Source organism: Nocardiopsis sp. CNR-923 (assembly GCF_001942255.1).
Taxonomy (GTDB): Bacteria; Actinomycetota; Actinomycetes; order Streptosporangiales; family Streptosporangiaceae; genus Nocardiopsis.
Window position 1 is genome coordinate 1 of sequence record NZ_MKKC01000118.1, and the last position, 19,135, is coordinate 19,135.

General features: G+C 67.7%; 18 protein-coding genes and 1 pseudogene. 8 read left to right on the top strand and 11 right to left on the bottom strand.

The genetic code is table 11. The features are described from left to right. Positions 1-903 (top strand): transposase (locus tag BJF83_RS21025; RefSeq protein WP_143832021.1); only part of this gene is annotated, 903 nt, incomplete at its 5' end. Positions 904-1,076: 173 nt separating this feature from the next. Here the strand turns inward: BJF83_RS21025 and BJF83_RS21030 are convergent. Beyond that, positions 1,077-1,904 (bottom strand): NAD(P)-dependent oxidoreductase, encoded by an 828-nt coding sequence (locus BJF83_RS21030; protein WP_262391733.1) that lies wholly within the window; start codon positions 1,902-1,904, stop codon positions 1,077-1,079. 38 nt (positions 1,905-1,942) lie between these two features. Beyond that, on the bottom strand, positions 1,943-3,016 hold the full coding sequence (locus tag BJF83_RS26260) for a hypothetical protein (RefSeq protein WP_143832022.1): 1,074 nt from the start codon (positions 3,014-3,016) through the stop codon (positions 1,943-1,945). A 691-nt stretch (positions 3,017-3,707) separates the two neighbouring features. On the opposite strand from BJF83_RS26260, the gene BJF83_RS21040 reads away from it, so the two are divergent. The 5 genes from BJF83_RS21040 (at position 3,708) to BJF83_RS21060 (ending at position 8,475) form a co-directional block, all read left to right on the top strand. Beyond that, positions 3,708-4,649 (top strand): DegT/DnrJ/EryC1/StrS family aminotransferase, encoded by a 942-nt coding sequence (locus tag BJF83_RS21040; protein ID WP_075927667.1) that lies wholly within the window; start codon positions 3,708-3,710, stop codon positions 4,647-4,649. After that, positions 4,646-5,611, top strand: a complete 966-nt coding sequence (locus tag BJF83_RS21045) for a phosphotransferase enzyme family protein (protein WP_075927668.1) — start codon at positions 4,646-4,648, stop codon at positions 5,609-5,611. Before BJF83_RS21040 ends, BJF83_RS21045 begins: the two co-directional genes overlap by 4 nt. A gap of 125 nt (positions 5,612-5,736) precedes the next feature. Further along, positions 5,737-6,663 carry a GNAT family N-acetyltransferase gene (locus tag BJF83_RS21050; protein WP_158070421.1) on the top strand — a complete coding sequence of 309 codons (927 nt, stop codon included), beginning with the start codon at positions 5,737-5,739 and terminating at the stop codon, positions 6,661-6,663. 23 nt (positions 6,664-6,686) lie between these two features. Next, on the top strand, positions 6,687-7,826 hold the full coding sequence (locus BJF83_RS21055) for a peptidogalycan biosysnthesis protein (RefSeq protein ID WP_158070422.1): 1,140 nt from the start codon (positions 6,687-6,689) through the stop codon (positions 7,824-7,826). Further along, positions 7,813-8,475, top strand: coding sequence for a histidine phosphatase family protein (locus BJF83_RS21060; protein WP_075927671.1), 663 nt, complete (start codon positions 7,813-7,815; stop codon positions 8,473-8,475). The genes BJF83_RS21055 and BJF83_RS21060 overlap by 14 nt, the downstream gene beginning before the upstream one ends. On the opposite strand, the gene BJF83_RS21065 is transcribed toward BJF83_RS21060, so the two are convergent. The 7 genes and pseudogenes from BJF83_RS21065 to BJF83_RS21100 form a co-directional block, all read right to left on the bottom strand. Next, positions 8,456-10,105, bottom strand: a complete 1,650-nt coding sequence (locus tag BJF83_RS21065; protein WP_075927672.1) for an ABC-F family ATP-binding cassette domain-containing protein — start codon at positions 10,103-10,105, stop codon at positions 8,456-8,458. The two genes, BJF83_RS21060 and BJF83_RS21065, sit on opposite strands and share 20 nt — an antisense overlap. Continuing rightward, positions 10,102-11,262 carry a hydroxymethylcytosylglucuronate/cytosylglucuronate synthase gene (locus tag BJF83_RS21070; protein ID WP_075927673.1) on the bottom strand — a complete coding sequence of 387 codons (1,161 nt, stop codon included), beginning with the start codon at positions 11,260-11,262 and terminating at the stop codon, positions 10,102-10,104. Before BJF83_RS21070 ends, BJF83_RS21065 begins: the two co-directional genes overlap by 4 nt. Next, positions 11,259-11,804 carry a nucleoside 2-deoxyribosyltransferase gene (locus BJF83_RS21075; RefSeq protein ID WP_075927674.1) on the bottom strand — a complete coding sequence of 182 codons (546 nt, stop codon included), beginning with the start codon at positions 11,802-11,804 and terminating at the stop codon, positions 11,259-11,261. Before BJF83_RS21075 ends, BJF83_RS21070 begins: the two co-directional genes overlap by 4 nt. Beyond that, positions 11,801-12,730: a hypothetical protein gene (locus BJF83_RS21080; RefSeq protein WP_075927675.1), complete on the bottom strand. Its 930-nt coding sequence runs from the start codon at positions 12,728-12,730 to the stop codon at positions 11,801-11,803. The genes BJF83_RS21075 and BJF83_RS21080 overlap by 4 nt, the downstream gene beginning before the upstream one ends. Continuing rightward, on the bottom strand, positions 12,727-13,911 hold the full coding sequence (locus BJF83_RS21085; protein WP_075927676.1) for a hypothetical protein: 1,185 nt from the start codon (positions 13,909-13,911) through the stop codon (positions 12,727-12,729). Before BJF83_RS21085 ends, BJF83_RS21080 begins: the two co-directional genes overlap by 4 nt. Beyond that, positions 13,908-15,157: pseudogene (locus BJF83_RS31285) on the bottom strand (DegT/DnrJ/EryC1/StrS family aminotransferase). The gene BJF83_RS21085 and the pseudogene BJF83_RS31285 overlap by 4 nt, the downstream one beginning before the upstream one ends. Further along, positions 15,154-16,149: a radical SAM/SPASM domain-containing protein gene (locus BJF83_RS21100; RefSeq protein WP_075927679.1), complete on the bottom strand. Its 996-nt coding sequence runs from the start codon at positions 16,147-16,149 to the stop codon at positions 15,154-15,156. The pseudogene BJF83_RS31285 and the gene BJF83_RS21100 overlap by 4 nt, the downstream one beginning before the upstream one ends. Before the next feature lie 350 nt (positions 16,150-16,499). Between BJF83_RS21100 and BJF83_RS21105 the strand changes: the two genes are divergently transcribed. After that, positions 16,500-16,970, top strand: coding sequence for an NUDIX hydrolase (locus BJF83_RS21105; protein WP_075927680.1), 471 nt, complete (start codon positions 16,500-16,502; stop codon positions 16,968-16,970). Positions 16,971-16,974: 4 nt separating this feature from the next. On the opposite strand, the gene BJF83_RS21110 is transcribed toward BJF83_RS21105, so the two are convergent. Beyond that, positions 16,975-17,151, bottom strand: coding sequence for a DUF397 domain-containing protein (locus tag BJF83_RS21110; protein WP_075927681.1), 177 nt, complete (start codon positions 17,149-17,151; stop codon positions 16,975-16,977). Beyond that, a complete protein-coding gene (locus BJF83_RS21115) occupies positions 17,144-17,971 on the bottom strand; it encodes a helix-turn-helix transcriptional regulator (protein ID WP_075927682.1) in 828 nt (275 codons plus the stop codon). Before BJF83_RS21115 ends, BJF83_RS21110 begins: the two co-directional genes overlap by 8 nt. A gap of 180 nt (positions 17,972-18,151) precedes the next feature. On the opposite strand from BJF83_RS21115, the gene BJF83_RS21120 reads away from it, so the two are divergent. Continuing rightward, positions 18,152-18,646, top strand: coding sequence for an ATP-binding protein (locus BJF83_RS21120; protein WP_075927683.1), 495 nt, complete (start codon positions 18,152-18,154; stop codon positions 18,644-18,646). The last annotated feature ends 489 nt before the right edge of the window (positions 18,647-19,135 follow it).

Consider the following 19,135-nt stretch of genomic DNA (forward strand, 5'->3'; position numbering starts at 1 on the left):
GTGCTCGGAGACGGGCACGCCGGGTTCGGCGGGCGGGTCGGGGAAACCCACCAGGAGCAATCCCGGCAGCGCCCCGACCGACCCAACAACCTGTCCGAGGCGGTGCCCAAGGAGGTCGCCTCCCACAGCACCTGCTGGGCCAAGGCCGGACCACCCCGCCAAAAGCTGGACCACCAGGAGTCCACCATCGAGCGCTGGCACCACATCCACGGCATGCTCGGCCAGGGCGTGGGCCTGCTGGAGTGCGCCCGCAGACTCCACCTGTCTTTGAACACCGTCAAACGCTACGCCCGCGCCAGCGAGCCCGACCGGCTGCGCCGGGCCCCGCAGTACCGCGCCTGCCTGGTCGATCCCTACCGCGATCACCTGCGTCGACGAAGGGAAGAAGACCCGGCCGTGCCCGTCCAGCACCTCTTCGGCGAGATCCGTCGGCTCGGCTATACGGGCAGTCTCAACCTGCTCTACAAGTACATCAACCAGGGCCGACTCGACAGCGACCGGGAGGCGGTCTCGCCCAAGGCCTTCAGTGAACTGCTCCTGGCCCACCCCGACCGGCTCACACCCGAAGAACGCCGGACCCTCACAGATCTGACCGCGGCATGCCCGGAGATGGCCCGGTTGGCCGACCACATTCGCGGCTTCGCACGGCGTGTGGAACCCTCCCCGGGCAACGCCGAGGCCTTGAGCGCGTGGATCACTGGCGTTCGTGAAGACGACCTGCCCCATCTGCACGCCTTCACCCGCGGGCTCGACCAGGACCGGGCCGCGGTCGACGCGGCTTTGACCATGCCCTTCCACAACGGCGGCACCGAGGGGGTGAACACGAAATCGAAGCTGATCAAGAGGCAGATGTACGGGCGGGCCGGGTTTCCCCTTCTCCGACACCGCATCCTCCTGCAGTGAGCTCACCGACCGTTACCACCGGAATGGGGACAGAGCCCTTAACTTGACAGACCCCCATCGGCATCTGACACGACGGTGCCGTGCCTTACTGAGTGGCATGCCGATACGCCAGAGGAAACGACGAGTCACACCATGCTGCCAGAACACAGGGTGGGAGAGCAGGACAAGCGGATCTATTGGTCACTGACCGGCGCGGGCCTGCCGGCGCGAAGGTGAGCGAGCACGTCGGGCAAGGGGATGTCGAAGTTGTCCTTGTCCCCGTTCCAGAGCTCGAACGCCGACGCGGCTGCCGTCGCCAGATCGCTGGGAATGCCGGTGGCGGCCAGGGTGTCGGCCACTTCTCTCATCTCCGGTGCCCACCGCCAGGCCTTCGCCGCCACACCAGACAGGTAGTCGGGTGTGGCGAGCGGAGACTTCGCGAGCCGTCGTGCCTCCGCTGTGAGCTGTTCGGACACACCGTGAGCATCGGCGAGTGCCTGGGCGACGGCCGCGAGGGCACACGCGGCTTTCTGGTAGGAGCCGTACGCCATCTTCAGTGCCGACGCCCTGCCCACAGGGCCGTCGATGGCGATTGGTTCAACGGCTGTTCCCTCGAACAGCTTCACGACCGCGGAGACCTCTGCGGAAACACCGGCTAGGTAGAGATGGGTGCCGACGGAGCCGCCGGGCGGCGGTCCGATCACGGACCCGTCCACGACCTGTGCGCCGTTCACCGTGAGGTCGTCGGCGATCCGCCCCGCACGCTCCGGGCTGATGGCGTTGGCCTCGACGAAGACCCCTGTGAAGCCAGCTTCACGAACCGACGCGGCGGTCTCCTCTGCGGCTGCTGGTGGGCACAGGGAGATGGCGACGGAGGCCTCACTCAGCAACCGCTTCAGATCCGCCACCGGTTTCAGGCCCGCTTCGGAAGCTCTCTTGGCGCTGGCGGCGCTGCGTCCCGTGGGGCACCACAGCACAGGGGCGCCTGAGCGGACGAGCTCACGCCCGATCGCCGCGCCCATCTGTCCGGGGTGCAGCAGGGCGACGGTCAGAAGAGAGGTCATGATGCGGCACCTTCCGGGAGGGCGGGGACGGGGGCGGCACAGAACTCGATGATCTCATCCCGCAGATTCCCCGCCAGGGGTGCCGTGCGTAGTCGCGATTCCCCCATCTGCTCCTTCACCTGTTGGAGCCTCTGCCTCACACTGTCGGTGCGCCGGAGCGTGGCGGCGTCGAAGACCGACCGGACCTCGTGCGCGGCCCCTTCGAGCTCCCCCAGCCCCAGGTGTGCGGAGGCGACATCGAGCCTGGCCAGGCACATCTCCCCGATCCGCCGCCGCTCCGGTGGTGCCTCCTGGTAGACGGAGACGGCCTCGGACGCGTTCCGTGCCGCTTCGCGGAATCTCGATTCCCCACCCAGCCACACCTGGCAAGTGCTGCTGTAGAAGAGCTGCTTCTCCTCAGGGAAGGCCATCATGCCGCCGAAGTCGTCGGGGCGGGTCATCGCTTCGCGCGCCACGGTAGCAGCGGTCAGGGCCGCAAGAGCAGCCTCGGTGTTGTGCAGCCGGGCTTGTGCCCGTGCTTCGACGGAGGCGAGACGGACGGCGGATGAGCCATGCTCGGGGGTGAGCTCCCGGACGGACGACGCCAGGTCGATGGCCTCCTCGAAGCGATCACCCCAGTAGGCGATCATGCTCTGCATTCCCCGTACCCAGATCCGCAGCCAGTTGCTGCCCGCGAGCTCCGCGCACAGATACGCCGTCCGGGCCTGGGTCCCCGCAGCGTCCATCTTCCCCAGGTCGAAGGAGGCGTTCGACAGGATGCCGCACGCAATGCCCGCGACGAGATACAGGTCCCGTGTCTGCCGTGGGTGCTGCTGGCCTTCCAGCAGCTCGAATGCGCGGTTGCGCAGCTCCAGGACCTCGAGGAAGGTGGGGAAGACCGGGCGGCGGGGGTAGGCCGAGATGAGGCGTCGCAGGTCGGCGTCGAGTTGGTCCAGGGTCTGGGGTCCGACATTCGTTCTTTCGGCGCGCTGACCGAAGCGCGCGGATTCCCGGGCGGCAGCCATGATCACTTCCTCTTCGGTCCGGTAGGCGATGCCCTCGCCCAGTGCGGGGGTGTCAAGGCCTCGCACGACTACCAGTCGACCGTACGCGGCCGGATCCCGCGGAGCCGGAAGGGCCAAGCCCGACCGCGTTGGCCGCTGTGTGTAGTCGGACGCGAAGCCGAGCTGTACCGGCCCAGTGCCGAACAGTCTGCACAGCAGGTCCTCGTAGTCCCGGCTCGGCCGATCTCCCGCCTCCCACTGACGCCAGGACCGTTCCGTCAGCCCACGGCGTTTGATTCCTTCCTGGTCACACATCCGATGGAACTGCTCGATCGCGGAGATGACGGTCCAACCGGACGCTAGGCGGAAGCACTTGAGGCGGAGGTGGCCGCAGCACTCGTGGATGGCTTGGGCGATCTGCGCCCGCGACCAGCCAGGAGGGGGATCCGAGGGTCGGATACCGGCCGCATCCAGCATGGTCTGGCGAAGGCGTGAAGCACATTTCAGATCATGAGGCGCTGCTGTGAGATGAGGCATGGCCTGCTTTCCGAGGGGAGGCTCTCCACGCCAAGCTAACGGCGAAGAGGGGGTGTCACCACCCCAATACGTAATATCGCCGTCCGGTCGGGTGAGAGCGGCTCTCATGTCGGATCCGGGCACTGCTCCTGAAAAGCGGAATCATCCCGGAGAGTTTCTCTCACTACCCCTGATATCCGCAGGTGGGTGACACTGCCTGAAGCGTTGGGAGAACGACCCGGGCAAGGGCGGAGGTGAATCGATGCGACGGTATGAGCTGGACCTCCTCGCGGCGGCACAGCTGGGGGCCGAGGCAGCGGTGACGACGGTCAGCGGGAGCGCCGCCGTTCTCGCTGTCGCGTCCTGCGTGTCCTCCCCTGGCCGCGCGGTGCTGATGCCCGGATGGATCTGCTCGGGTGTCGTCAACGCGGTGCTCTACGCGGGGATGCGGCCCGTGATGGTGGACATCGACGAATCGTTCGGGATGTCACCTGTTCACGCCGACGGTATAGCGGCGACCGCAGAGATCGGCTTTGTTCTTTACGCACCCTACGGCGGCTTCGCCATCGACCTGGCATTGTGGCAGCACTGGGCCGAGGACCATGATGTTCCCCTGGTCATCGATCTCGCGCAGACCCCGGATCCCCTGGTCTGGCGGGAGGCGACCGCACGAGCCGTGGCGGTGGTCTCATCGTTCCGCACCGGAAAGCCCCTCGGCGCCGAGGGCGGCGGTGTGGTGGCCGGCGGGCAGGAAGTCATCGATCGGGTGCGGCTGCTCCTCAACGGCGGACGTGACGGCCGGGGGCGGAAGGTCGGTGTCGGTCTCGAACTGCGGATGCACCCCACCGCCGAGGCCGCCGCGTACCGCGCTCTCTCCACCTATGGGGACCACGTCTATGCGTGGCGCGAGGTGACCCGCGACGCGCTGAGCGCGGCACGTTCAGGACTGCTGCCTTCATGGGCCCAGGCCGAAGTGGCTCTCTCCCGCCTGCCCCGGCTGGACGGCGTCGGCCGTCCCCTGCATCCCGACGCGACATTCCGAGGAGAGCCGTGGCGGAGGGCGGTTCGCGAAAGACTGGGGCCCTGGCGTGAACCGCCCCTGCCGCGGCTCGAGGCCCTGTACGACCGTGTCACGGTCACGAAGGTCGTGCCCGCCCAGTACCGCGGTGTTCCGTTCGTGACGAGTGAGGACGCAGCCGTATGACACACCAGACCGAATCGAGCGTTTTGGACGCCCTCGCTGAGGAGATCAGCGCTGAGGGCTGGGAGCTCACCACAGCCCCCGTGCGCGTCGACGTCGGGGTGAACAAGGCGACCTGGCGCGTCGGCGATTCCTGGCTGACGTGCGTTCCCGACACACACGAGGAGACGATGGATCGGCTCCGGAGCCTGTGCGCCGCCGTGGCCGAGCAAGCGGGCGAGACATTCGAGGTTCCCTCGTTCCTGCCCTCGCGGACCGGCGACTTCACGCCCCGAGTTGGCGGGTACGCCTGGTCGTTGACCGCGCACCTGGGGGGACGCCAGCCGCAGGCGTCGTCGCTGGCCGACATGGAAACGGTGGCATCCGGGCTGGCGTCGCTGCACCGCCTGTTGCGGGACCTGCCCGGCGATCTGGCGGTGTCGGGTGAGAACTCGGTCAAGCTCTTCGATGAGGGGGCGGCTCTCGTGGCCGACCCCCGACTGGAGTACACGACCGAACAGCGAGACATCCTGGCGCGGGCCGAGGTACTGATCCGGGCACGTCTGGACCGGCTCACCCGGCATCCGATGCAGCTGGTGCACGGTGATCCGTCCAACCCGAACCTCCGACTCGGCGAAGCCCACCCGCCGGTTCTGACCGGCTTGCTGGACTGGGACCACGCACGTGTCGACCTGGTCCTGGCCGACGTGGCGACGGTCGCGCAGACCGTGATCCTCCGTTCGGGATCGTCGGCTCCACTGGAGATGCTGGGGAACGTCCTGGCGGCGTACGGCGACGCGGGAGGTGTTCCCTTCACCGTCGATGACGCGCTGACCGGGTTGCTCATGGCCAAGTTCGAGAGCGTCGCCCATCACGGCGGCCGCTATCTGCGGGGGGAGGGCCCGCACGACATCGTCATGAGCCAGCCGGAGAAGATCCGGACCGTGTTGCGGCTGGTCGAGGACCGTGGGGTGCCGGGACGGTGAGCGGGGTGGGGCTGTTACGGCGGCTGTGGCCTGCGAAGGGCCACCGTTTCGCCTACTCCGATGCGATACGGGGACACGGCGAGCTGTTCACCGCGGCGGGAGAGATGCCGCACCAGCATCCAGCGGTGCTCGCGGCGAGACTCTCCTCGATCGCCTCCGACCACGCCGTCTACGTCTGGCCGGACGAGGAGCCCCGCTGCCTGTTCGCTTTCCGGAGGTCAGGGGACCATTGGCGGTCCGTGTTTCCCGGCGCGCCCGTCCTGGCCGATCGGGAGCTGGAACCGGAGACCCTGCGACGGTTGCTGGGGTGGATCGCCCGTGACCTCGACGCGGCGTACCTGTACTTTCCGCTCGCCTACCCGGAGACGGCCGCGGCAGGAGTCCTCGCGGCGGTTCCCGGTATGGCGGTGTGGAACCGCAGCCACTCTCCGGTGATCGACTGGGAGGATCGAGGACGCGGCATCCTCGCCAGGTTCCACGATCGCCATGGTTCGCAGGCCCCACGCAAGGCGCGTCGGTGGAGGAAGGCGCTGAGGACGGAGGCCCTCGCCGGTGACGCCGCCCGATCCGCCCTGGCCGACATCGAGGGGCGCTCCTGGAAGGCCTCGGTCGGACTCGATCTGGCCAGCGAGGGACAGCTCGGCTACTACCAGGACCTCCTGGACGAAGGTGTGGTCCGGCTGTCCGCCGCGATGCTGGACGGACGTGCGATCGCCTACCGGTTGGACGCAAGGCACGGCTCCACCGTGTACGCACTGGAGTGGTCCTTCGACGCACGCTTCAGACGGTACGCCCCCGGCATGTTCCTCATGGTCGATGGACTTCCCCGCTGCTGGGCCGACGCCGACCTGGAGCGCGTCGACCTGTTCGGTAGTCCGGACACTCTGAAGCACCTTCTGGCCACCGGTAGCCGGGAACGGGTCGACCTCGCATGGCCCTCGGGCAGCGAGGTCCACCGGCTTCGACATGAGCGGCAGGCCCATGACGCCCGTCTGCGCCAGCGGTTCGAGCGGGGCGTAGGCCTGGCGGTCACCTACGGCGGGCGGGAATGACGCAGATCAGGGAATTCGACACGGTGAGCGGCGTACCGGATGAGGTGTGGCCGCAGGGCGAGCGTTTCGCGGGACTCTTCTCCTCACCAGGGTGGTTCCGTCTCGCTGAGACCGCAGGCGCGCGTCTCCGCTACCTGGTCACCCCGTCCAGCGACCCGGCGATGCTCCCTGTCCTCGTTGACGGGGTGCGGCCGGGTGGCGGGTACGACCACGCGAGCAGTGTCCTGCGGCCCGCGCTTGGGCCCGCTCCGAGCTGGACCCCCTGCCTGACCGTCGGTTCGTGGAACAGCACGGTGTCTACCGGCCCGGTGCGATCCGACCCCGAAACCCACGACAGCACGGCGACGGCGGCGGTCACCGGACTCGTCGAACGGGCGCTGTCCCTCTCAACAGAACACGCTCACCGCTCGCTGTCCTGGCCCTTCCTCGCTCAGGACGCGGCGGCGCGGATCATCACCGCCAAGCCGGAGAACACCCTGGCGCTGCGGTGTGAGCCAACGACGTTCATGGAGATCCGCCAACCGAGCTTCGAGGAACACCTGGCGGAGATGTCCGCACGGCGCCGCTGGAAACTCCTGCGGGAGGAGCGACGCTTCTCGGACGCGGGCCTGGAACTCGGGGTCGAACCCTTGACCGAGATCGTCGACGAGGCGCTCGATCTCATCGTCGCCGGTACCGCGCGACGCGGCGGCCCCGCTGATCGGAAGAGGACCGAGAGTCTGCTCACGGCCCAGTCGGACGTCATGGGGCGGAGGATGATCGCCTTCACCGCGAGGCGGGCGCGGCGGCTGGTGGCCGTGACCACCGCGATCGTCTCCCACGGCGGTCTCCATATCCGTTCCTTCGGCGCCACCGACGACCTGGTCGACAGGGACGGCGCCTACTTCGTCCTGACCTATGGCGCTCCACTGCGTTACGCGCACGAGCACAACCTGCACTGGGTGTACGCGGGGCTGGGAGCCTACGAGGCGAAAGCCAGACGGGGGTTCCAGCTCTTGCCCCTGTGGACGGCTTTCATCACCGAGCGTCCTGTCACGAAAGAGGAGCGTGCGGCGGCCGGGAAGTGGAACGCGTCGGTCGAGACCCGCTGGCGCGATTGGTACCGAACGAAGTTGCGAACGGAACTCCCCGACCGCTGGAGGTGGTCGTATGGCCGAGAGTGAGCGCCTGTTGGTCTTCGTGCGGCACGGCGAGGCCGTGAGCAGCCAGGATGTCTGGGACGCCGACGACCAACGCCCCCTCACTGAGAGAGGTGAGAGCGCGGCACAGCGGGTCGCGGAGGAGGTCGCCGCTTTCCGCCCGGAGCGTCTCTACAGTTCGCCGTCTCTGCGAGCCAGGCAGACGGCCGCACGGATAGCCGAGCGCATCGGCATGGAGCCGGAACTCGAGCCCGGCCTCTTGGAACGGACCTTCCACAGCCTGGAGGGACTCAGCCTCGATGAGATCGCCGTGCGACACGGACCTGCGGTCCTGGAGGCCGTGCACCGCCGGAACACCGACGGTCTGGTGATCGGCGGCGACGAATCCTTCGCCGCCGCGGTCCAACGGGGGCGGGAAAGCGTCGAACGGCTCGTCTCAGGTCCCTACAGGCGGGTCGTCGCCGTGTCCCACGGAGGCCCGCACTGCTGGGCGGTCAGCGCGCTCTGCGGCATCGCGCCGGAGGCCCGGATGTTCCAGTTGGCGGAGGCCCACCTCACGGTGCTCGCCTTCCGGCTCACGAGCGGTGGTCGGCCGGAACTGTCGCGGATCGTCGCGATCAACACGCGTCCCTGCCGACCACCGTCAGGTGTCGTTAGGTCCGCCGGACGGTGAGGGACCTGATGGAACCGGAGGAGTGCGGATCGGTTTCTCCCGCCACGACACGGACCGCGTCCTCGTAGTCCGTGATCTCGAAGAACCTGCCGTCGTGCTGGAGGTACAGGAACCAGTCGAGGGTCCGGAGGAACGCTCGGTCGTGCGAGACGGCCAGTACCGTTCCCTCGAACCCGTCGAGCGCGTGTTCCAGCGCGACCGAGGAGTCGATGTCGAGGTTGTCAGTCGGCTCGTCCAACAGCAGCAGATTGCTCCCTTCAAGCTCCAGGCAGAGGACCTCCAGGCGCGCCTTCTGCCCTCCGGAGAGGGTGTCGTAGGGGCGGTGCGCGGATGCCTGCAGTCCGTAGCGGGCCAGCGCGGACATCGAGGACTCATGGTTACCGGTCCACCGGCTGACGATGTCGACCACCACGGATCCGAGGAAGTCGTCCCGGACGTTGACCTGGGTGAAGTGGCCTGGCCGGACCCGGCTTCCCAGATCGTAGGATCCCTCGAAGGGAACGTCCTCACCGGCGAACAGCCGCATGAGATGGGATTTCCCGGACCCGTTCGGACCGATCAGACCGACACGTTCACCGAAGCGCAGCTCCGTGTCGAAGGGCAGGACGAGACCGTCGAGTCCCAGGCCTCCGCAGCGCAGCACACGCCGACCCGACGCCGAACCGCGCAGCCGTACGTGGATCCTCTGGTCCGGGACCGGAGGCGGTGGCGGCCCGGCGTCGACGAACCTGCGCCAACGGGTCTCCGCGGCGTCCGCCTTGGGAGCGTTGCGGGAATTGAGGGCGGCCCGCTGCTTCATGATCTTGTAGTGCTGGAAGAGGCGCCGTTCTTCCTCCTTCCACCGCTGCAGCTCGTCTCCGAGTGACCGCTGGCGCTTCTCCCGGGCCTCCTCGTAGGTCACGTAGGACTCGGGGTGGATCCAGGCCCCGGTGGCCTCCAGGGTGACGACCTTGGCGGCAGCCCTACCCAGCAGCTCGCGGTCGTGGCTGATGAGCAGCACCGTCTTCGGTGACGTGGCCAGCAGGTTCTCCAGCCACCGCTTCGCTGGAATGTCGAGGTAGTTGTCGGGCTCGTCGAGAAGGAGCACGGCCGCGTCGGAATGGAACAGGGCGTCGAGCACGATCTGCTTGCGCTCCCCGCCGGACAGCTCGGTGACCTTCCGGTCTCCGACCTCGGACAGGCCTACTCTCATCACTCGCCGCAGCGTCGCGTCCCACCGGGCCTCCAGCTCGTAACCGCCCAGGTCGGACCATTCGCTGATCGCGTCTCCCAGTTCCAGCCCGGCCCGGTCGTCGCCCTCGGCCAGGCGGAGCTCGGCGTCGGTGATCCGACGCCCGACCTCGTCGAGGGGACGCGGGGCGAACCGCAGCAGCATCTGGCGTACGGTCTCGTTCGGGCGGTCGAATCCCACGTCCTGGGGCATGTGGAGCGCTGGTCCCCCGATGGAGATCTCGCCTTCGTCAGGTTCGAGCCCACCACCCAGGATCCGCATGAGCGTGGACTTGCCGACGCCGTTGTTGCCGATCAGCGCGACGTGCTCACCGGGGGATACGAGGAAGGACACCCCGAAGAACAGGTCCTCGCCGCCGGGGTGGGCGTAGGAGATGTCCGTGACGGATAGGTGACTCATAGGACTCCTGTGCTCAACCGCTGTGTCATCGTTTCATGGACCACGTTCTCGAGGATTTCCGCCACCTGGCCGGAACCTTCGTCGGCCGCGTCCTGTCTCCCTCCAGCGGAAGCACTCCTGATGTATGCGACGGCCGCGCTCACATCGGTCTCCAAGGTGGCGGCGAGCCTATCGGGGTCGGCGGCGTTCAGTGCTGCGTCGATGACTTCGAGTGCGGCTTCCTCCCCGTTCAACCGGGCCAGCTCCACGGTGTCCCGGTCGAGCACCGCGGGGCTCCAGGTGACGCGCGCCCGCCGGTCGACTGTGTAGACGAAGCGGTCGGAGTTGAAGATCTGGCTGAGGTTCTGCGGAGGCAGACAGACGGTCGGGGTTCCCGCGCTCTGCGCTTCCAACAGCGTGGTCAGGCCGGGGGAGGTGACGAGCAGGCCCGCACCGGCCGTCAGGGTGAGGAAGGCCTCGTGGGTTCTGGGTCCCACTGAGTCGATGATCGTCAGCTCGTCGGTGAGCCCACTCAGGTCTTCGGGACCCACGTTGCCACAGATGTGCGTCCTGGTGATGCCGGATCGGGCCAGTGCCCGCAGGGTCGGCCCGAGCACAAGTCTCAGATACGCCGGGTTGCCGTCCGGGTTGGTGGACGAGTGCAGCCCACCGAGGTTGATCACCGCCATGGCGGGATCTCGGATCCTCTCTGAAACCCGTTTGACGATGGGGTCCACCCAGTGCAGACGGGCGATCCGGCTCAACGGCCGCCAGGCCGGTCGGGGCAGGACCGGGCACTTCTGCGCGCAGTAGGCGGTGACGCCGTGCGGGACGGCATCGGCCTCGGTCCACAGGTAGGGGAGGCTGTCGACGTAGACCGTGGGGCAGTCGACTGCCTGCAACGCCTCGGCGGCCTCAGGGTCGAGCACCACCAGACCGGCCACCACCCCGTGACGATCGAGCAGCGCACGCAGCTGATCCCGGTCCCGAGGCCACTCCTCGTACCAGGCCTCGACCTCGAGCCCGGCCAGGATCCGGCGCCCGAGCGTACTGCCGAGCACGACGAGACGGAACCCGGGCCCGCGGCTCTCCACCGCTTCGAGAATCGCGCTGAGCTTGCCGGCGCCGCCCCAGCCGAAGTCGACCGCGCAGACAGCCAGGGCAGGTAGCGCGCTCACCGGCCTGACACTCCGACGTAGCCGGTCCCGCCCAACCTGGCCTCGGCACCGCCCGGAGAGGGAGCCTCAGTATTCGTCTTCGCCGCGGTGAGCGTTGCCTGGATCACGGACTCCACGAAGGCGTCCGACCAGCACATGTCGGCTTCGAGGTAGGTCACGTCGGTGATGGTGTGGAGACCGCTGATCAGCGGCGTGCAGTCCGCACCGTCATCCATGATGGCGAGGACCGGTTTGCCGAGTGCGGAGGCCCACCCGAGCTCCACCGCGACCCCTCCGGAAGCGGGGGAGCCGACCACCGCACAGACGGCGTCGGCGACCCGCATGGCACGGAAGTCGGCCGGGGTGCATTCTTCGGCGGGGAGCCACTCCGCTCCCCAGCGTTCGTTGTGATGGGCACTGAACACGTGGGCACCCGCCTCGATGAGCCCTCCGCGCAAGCGGTTCAGCCGGTTCCGCAGATCCGCGCGCACCAGCCGGGTGGAGGGGTCAAGCCACTGCGTGTAGGGCGCCGCCAGGAACACGCGGGGACCGTTGGACGTCAAGAGAGGCTCCCTTCAGAGCATGAGCGTTCGAAGAGTCCGATGACGGAGCGCCAGAAGACTTGGACATCTGGATCGGCGCCGTCCAGGGTCTTCACGGGATCCTGAAGAAGATCCGCGAGGAGTATCCGGTCCCTTCCGGCGCTCCTGGTGGCACGCTCTCCGCCGAAGCGGCCTGGTGCGGGCAGGGTGACCAGATGGTGGGTGGGCCAGATCCCGTTAAGCCGACGTGCCTCGGCGACCGCCTTGATCTGCTGGGCGTTCTCGACGATGAGCACCCCGTCGGGGCACAGGCCCATGACGTGTTCGACCACGGGTCGCCGGTAGTGGGCGACGTTCGCTCGGTAGTAGTCGTAGAAGTACGTGTAGGGCGTTCCGCGTGGAAACGCCGATTCGTCCAGCAGGTGGTACAGACCGTCGAGTCTGTCGTTCGGCAGATCGGACCGGTCCGATTCCGCCGTCGTGCTGACGGCTTTCCACAGGGCGTCCTCGTCCGTGTGGACGAGACGGGACCCGACGGGAGTGTTCAGCCGGTCGAAGAGACGTTCCACGTGCCGCGCCACCTCGTGCCACGCCGACGCCAGTTCGTGGCCGCCGGGCACGACGCGGATCTCCTCCCCGATTCCGATGAGGAAGAGAAGCGGGCGGTCCAGGAGGCGGGCGACCGCCGCGCTGTGGGCGAGGTCCGCCAGTACGGTCGCGGCCAGGCGCCGAGTGTCGGCTTCGCAGTGGTCCACGCAGGCGGCCGAGACCACCACGTCCGGGTTCGGCGGTGTGGAGTCGGTCGTCGTACCCGTGACGAAGGTGCTCCCCGCAGGGCGTAGCCATTCAAGGGGCTGCCTGAGGAGCCGCACGCCGTGGCGGAACATCTCCTGTGCGAGCTCCGGCCCGTACATGGCCGTCGCGAGGCGTGTGGTCAGCGGCGTCATGTGCGCCGTCCCGTGGAGGACAGGGCCAGGACCCAGCGCTCCAGACCGAGCCCCGCGCATCCGGTCGTCCAGCCCGACCGGACGTACCCCCGCTCGGTGAAGTGGTCCCCGTGGCGGTTCACGGAAGCGAGCGTGATCTCACCCTCGGCGGTGCGGACCCGTAGTTCGTGCTTGCGGCCGGGGGCGCACTCCGAGAGATAGAACGGATCGTCGGCTTCGGCCCAACGGCAGTGGAGACCGAGCCGTTCGGCCAGTGCCTCCAGGAAGTCCGCCACCGCGGCGGCGGTCCGAGCGGTGAACACCGGATCGCCAGTCCAGAGGATCTCACGGCAGGTGAACGTCGGCAGGCGGCCATGCTCCGCGTCGTATTCGGGCTCGCGCCGGAAGACGACCGCGTCAAAGGTCGCCATGACGGGATCGTCACCGTGGCCAAGGTCGGTGAACGAACCGAGACAGGCGGCCGGGAGGAGGGCGGTGTCCGAGCCCAGGTGGATGACCTGTTCGGGGTGAGCGTCGTAGTACCCCAGCTCGCGCAGTTCGGCCACCGTGATCAGGGATTCGGCCGGCGGCCACAGATGGCCTCCACGGCTGGTCACGAATTCGCGCACGGCAGTCTTGATGTCCTCGACAACCGCACCGGCCTCGGGTGCGAGGCCGTACCTGGCCCTCACCCGGGGTAAGGAGGACTCGACTGGAGAAGCCGTTTCGCCACAGCCGAGAGCCGACAGGGCGGCGACGCTGAGCGGGAGGGCGGAGGGACTGTCCGCGACCGCCAGGACGCGCAGCTCCTCGCACCGACTCACGGAGAAGCGGACGTCCGGGTGCGCCAGAGCGAGCCGGTACTCGGTGCGTCGGCGCTCCCGCCTGTCATCGGCGGACGGCTCACCGCTCGACGGGAGTTCGAGCGTGAGTCGCGCTCGCCGCGCGGACCTGACTCCACCCGCCTCGACCGCGTCCACCAGTGCCTCGTACCGGCGCAGGCTCCGTGGGTGCGCCGCGACGGGATCGAGGGTCATATCGAGTGTGTGTTCGAGGACCGCAAGCACGCACACGACGTCGAGACTGTCCCATTCGGCATCGGGACCGGTGTCCAGACCGGCTCCGGCAAGTGCGGCCCTGAGTTTCTGGTGATCGTCCCCGGACAGTATGGATTCGGTGCTCTCCGCCCATCGCGTGCTCATGAAACCCTCCCTTTCAGGTCGTGAGCACGCAGGTAATGGGCCATGACCTTGCGGACGGCGGCACTGGTGGCCGCGATGTCATCCTCACCGAGACCGGGACCCAGCTCGATGCAGATCTGACGCGCCAGGACGTCGGAGGCCACAGGTACAGCCTCAGCCCCGTAATCCGGCCTGTGCTCGTCGGGCAGCCTCGTGAACAGCGACGGCCGCTGCTCGCGGAACCATCCGATGTCGGTCAGGCAGGGATGGCTCGGGTCGCACCCCACGCCCTCGGCACGGATGGCCTTCACGATCTCGTCCCGCCACGAAGCCAACCCGGTCGGCACGAGCGTGTTCAGCTTGAAGTAGGCGTGAGCGCTCCCGTCGTGTACGACCGGGAAGGTCAGCTCCAGCCCCGCCAGCTCCTCACGCAGTCGGGCTGCCCATCGCGCTCGCGTGCTCAGCTCTTCATCGAGCCGGGTGAGCTGGTGCAGGCCGAGCACCGCCTGTATCTCCGTGAGGTTGTAGCTGTAGCCCATCTCCCGGTAGTCGAACCAGTCCTCCCCCTTGCCCTTGTGCGCCAACGCGCGGACCGTTTCGGCGAAGCGTCGTCGTCGGTGATGACCATGCCGCCCTCACCAACGGCGATGTGCTTTCGGCAGCAGAGGCTGAACGCTGCCGCGAGACCGAAGGTGCCGGTCAGTCGCCCAGCGGACGGCGCTCCGTGCGATTGACCGCAGTCCTCGATGATCACGAGCCCGTGGCGGGAGGCGAGCGTGGTGAGTTCCGGCATCGGGCAGGGCTGGCCGTACATGTGGACCGGGACCAGCATCCGGGTGCGGTCGTTGATCTTCCGCGCGCAGTCCTCCGGGTCCATCGCTCCTGTGAGGGGGTCGATGTCGACGACTACCGGGACGATCTCGGCCTGGATCATCGCCGAGGCGGCGGACACATAGGCGTTGGCCGGGAGGAGGGCCTCGCTCCCGGACGGGAGCCGGGCCGCCAGATAGGCCAGGTGCAGTGCGGCGGTGCCGGAGCTCACCGCGATGGCGTGCTTGCGCTGGAAGCGGCTGGCGTAGGCGCTCTCGAACCGCCGTACCCGGGTGCCGCCGTAGAACTGTGCGAGCGTGCCGCTCTCCAGGACTTCCACGACCTCGGACTTGGCGGCATCGCTGATCAGCGGGTTGGCCGGTTTCCTCTCCGCTCGTACGGGGCCGCCTCCGTGGAGGGCCAGCCGCGGGGAACCCGTCTCAGGCACGATCGTCATCGACTCGCTCCTTCCAACGCGTGGTCCGCGGCCAGGTGCCGGAGGAAGTGGTTCATCGTGCGTGAGGCGGGGTCACATCGAGAGCAGGCCGTGTTCGTCCCCTCGGCACACCGCGCGCGCAGGTCCTCGGCACGTGACCCGCCCCAGTGGCCGGATGCGGACCCTTCGCGAACGTCGGCGATGACGCCATCGGCGTAGGCCAGCATGTTGCATCCGTAGACCTCGCCGCTGTCGGCCCTGACGTACGCGGTGAACGCCGGAACCGTGCACGGTGCGGGCCGCTGCTCGCCGAACATGTCGGGCTCCGCGATCACGTCAACACCATGCTCCGCCGCGCGGTCGATCAGCGCGGGGATCAGTCGGCGGAGGTGGGAACGCTGTTCGGCGGTCGGGACGAGGTCATCGTGGTCGCGGACCGGGATCAGATGCCACCAGCGCGGCGGCAGGGCGCGGCTGAGCAGTAGGTCTGCCAGCGTCTGGAGATCCTCCACACCCATTCGCTGGACCACCGTGTTCACGCCGTAGCTCATGCCCGCCGTGGTCGCGGCGTCGATGCCCGCCAGACACTTGTCGAACAGACCCCGGTTCCGCCGGATCCGGTCGTGGGTGGTGCCCACCCCGTCCAGGCTGATGACGATCTCGGTGCACCCGGCGTCCGCCAGGCGCCGAGCCTTCGAGGTGAGTAGGCGTCCGTTGGTGATGACCGAGACCCGGGCCCCTGATTCCGCTCCTCGGCGTACAAGGTCCGGCAGCCCCCGAAGGAGCAGGGGCTCGCCGCCGGTGAACCTGATCGCTCGCGGACGCCGCGCGAGAACCTGGTCGAGAACCTCTACGAAGTCCTCGGCTGATTTCGCTGACCTGGGCCTCTTCCAGCATTCGCACATGTTGCAGCGCACGTTGCAGTCATCGAAGAGGTTGAAGTAGACCAGCTCTGGGACGCCGACGCTCGAACTTCGGTGTTCGTCCGTATCTTCCTGGGATATGACGCTCATCGTGCGGCACCTCCCCTTCCCTGTGCAGACACAGGAGAAGTCTCCGACCGCGACGGTCACCGCCGTAAGTGAGAGTTCCTCTCCAAGGGGTGAGGAACTCTCACCCTGGGTTGGAGGCGGTCAGAGTCACTGGGGGCCGAGAGTCTGGCCGAAGCCGAGTAAGACCCAAGCCCACAGGCGTCTACCGAAGCGAAGCAACTCCAGTGCCCGCATGCAGCACGGAGGGTTGCTGCGCCGCCAGGTCTTCGCCGACGCAGGGATGCAACCCAGTGGCGGGCGTGGGGTGGAAGACCGGCTCACCTGACCTATGGAATGGGGGCTCCTATGTGAGGGTCGTTAGTGTCGGGGGCATGGCCTCTGATCTCACGGAATCCTTCTCCCGCCCTCGGGTCGCCGCTGGCGCCCTGTTCTTCGATCACCTCGGTTGGGTGATGATGGTGGTCCCCTCTTACAAGGACTACCTGGACATCCCCGGCGGCTACATCGAGCACGGGGAGACCCCGACCCAGGCCGTGGCGCGTGAGGTGAAGGAGGAGCTGGGGATCATTCCGCCGATCGGACGACTCCTCGTTGTCGACTGGGCGCCCAACCCCTCCGAGGGCGACAAGCAGCTCTTCGTCTTCGACGGGGGAGTGCTCGACCAGGACTGGCTGGACCAGATCGTCCTCGACCCAGCCGAGCTGACCGGGTACGAATTCCATGACGTGGCCTCGATTACGGAGGTGACGATCCCCCGGCTCGCGCGCAGGATCACCCATGGCACTCGCGCCCGTGGGGAGGGCTCGACGGTCTACCTGGAGAACGGCGAGACGGTCTCGTAGGCGTTTACTCGCTGGCGGAGTGGAGTGTGTCGACAAAGGCGTGCCATTCGGGACCGCTGAAGGTCAGGTGTCCCGACCTGCGGTTCTGGGTGTCGCGGACGTCTGCTCCTGTGCTGTGCTCGCGGACCTCGACGCACTCGTTGGTTCCACCGCTGTAACTGCTCTTGTGCCAGTCACTCATCGTCGATCGCCTTCATCTCGTCGTGGACGGCTTGCAGTGTCTCCTGTGGGTCCCTGGAGGCCCCTTGTAGAGCAGTGAACACCATACGGCTCCGGCTGATGTCGGCTGAGCCGGAGATGATACGGCCCTCCTCAGCCGATTCCATGTACACCACTTCGGGTTCGTCCGCGGTGGTGATGATGCGCCTGGGTCCTGACGTTCCCGCGTGCCGTGGAGCCCGGACCGGGAGCATCTGCACGGTGATCCGTTCGCGTTCGATCTGATGGGCTACATACGCCAGTTGGTTCCGCTGCACCTGCGGGGATCCGTAGCGGCGCCAGAGGACGCTCTGGTCGATGATCAGCCAAATCATCGGGGCTACGGCTTCGGCCATGCGCTTGGCGCGGTCGCTCCTCTCCTTGGCGAGGGCCAGGACCTGCTCATGGGAAAGCCACGGTGCTCCGTATCGGATGAGCGCGTAGGAGTAGTCCTGGGTCTGGAGGTAACCGGGGAACACCAGGGACTGGTACTCGAACAGGGCGTCGGCGGCGTGGGTGCGCTTGGTGACCTCGTGCAGCCACACCTGACGGCCGGAGCCGGTCAGCTCCTCCCAGAGCTGCTCCAGCCTGCCGTCGCTCTCCAGGATCTCGTCCAGGAACTTCCGTAGCCACGGACGGGCCATCGCCCGGCCGTTCTCGATGTCGGACACGTGCGAGTCGCTGATCGTGGTGCCGCGCTGGCTCACCCGCCGGGCCAGGGCCTGTTGGGTCAGCTCGGCTTCCGTGCGCAGCCTGCGCAGTTCCCGTCCGAAGGCCTTGAGGGCACGTTCGTCTGTGTGCATGAGGCCATGTGACCACAAAGAGTCACCCCCGGTGGGGGATTCCACAGAATTCCAGAGGCCCATGGAAGATTCGGGAACTCTCCGTGCAGCCTTCACCGGGCAATCGTCCTGGCCACATCCTTTTCGCACGGGCTCTCCCACAGCGACCAAGACGACAGCGAAAGGACCCGGTGGAAAACCATGGCCTCAGTCCATCCGACCATCGACCTACCCAAACGCATTCCTCACACGAACCCGGACGTGAGCGGCCTGGTGTGCGGCTCCGACCCAGAGCACGTGCAGACCGCGCGCCGATGGGCCACGCGCGCCATCAGGGCGACGCCTTCGGCGCTCCAACCCCTGGTCGCGTCGCTGGCCGAGCTGCACGCCAACGCCCTGAGGCACACCGCCTCGGGGCTCCCGGGAGGCCGGGTGCGGATCGAGATCGAGCGGCGCCGCCGCCTGTTCCTGCTCCGTGTCACCGACGACGGTCCTCGGCCGGGCGCGAAGATCACCGTGCCCGAAGTCGTCACCACGGCCGGTCCGGCGGAGCGGGAAGCCCTCATGGCGGAAGGCGGGTACGGGTTGGCGCTGGTGGACGCGATGGCCCTGTACTGGGACTTCACCGGCGAGCGGGGCGGGCCGTTGACGGTTCGTGCCGCTTTCGACCGTTCCGGGCGCACTCGTCTGCAGTGATGATTCTGGGTTCGGGGATGTTTCCGAGCGACAGGTATTGAAGAACCTCGTTCACCCAAGCCACCATCAACCACCCCAGCGAAACCGGCACCGTTTTCGCTGGCATTGGGAACTTTGTGCCCTTTGTGTCGCGATGGCGGGAGGCGCAGTTCCGGGGCGTGTGACCTCGGGGCCAGTGACGCCCGCCCCAGCGGCAGAGATGAAGATGCCCCGATCGGTGCTTAGGACCACCGAGTCGGGGCGTGATCAACCACCTGACAACACCAGGAGGAAGACCGTGCAACACACTACCGGCCGTCACCGCAGGCGGCAGCGAACCCTCGCGGGCCAACTCTGGGCCCTTGCTACCGCGACGTTGGCCGCGATGCTGACGTTCGTGTTCGTCCCCGACGATGGTGTCCCGTTGAGTGGTGTAACTTCACGAACGCACTAACCCCCGGCCCCTGACTTGGGGCCGATCTCGTTGGGGCCCTGTCGTCGGCCCGGACC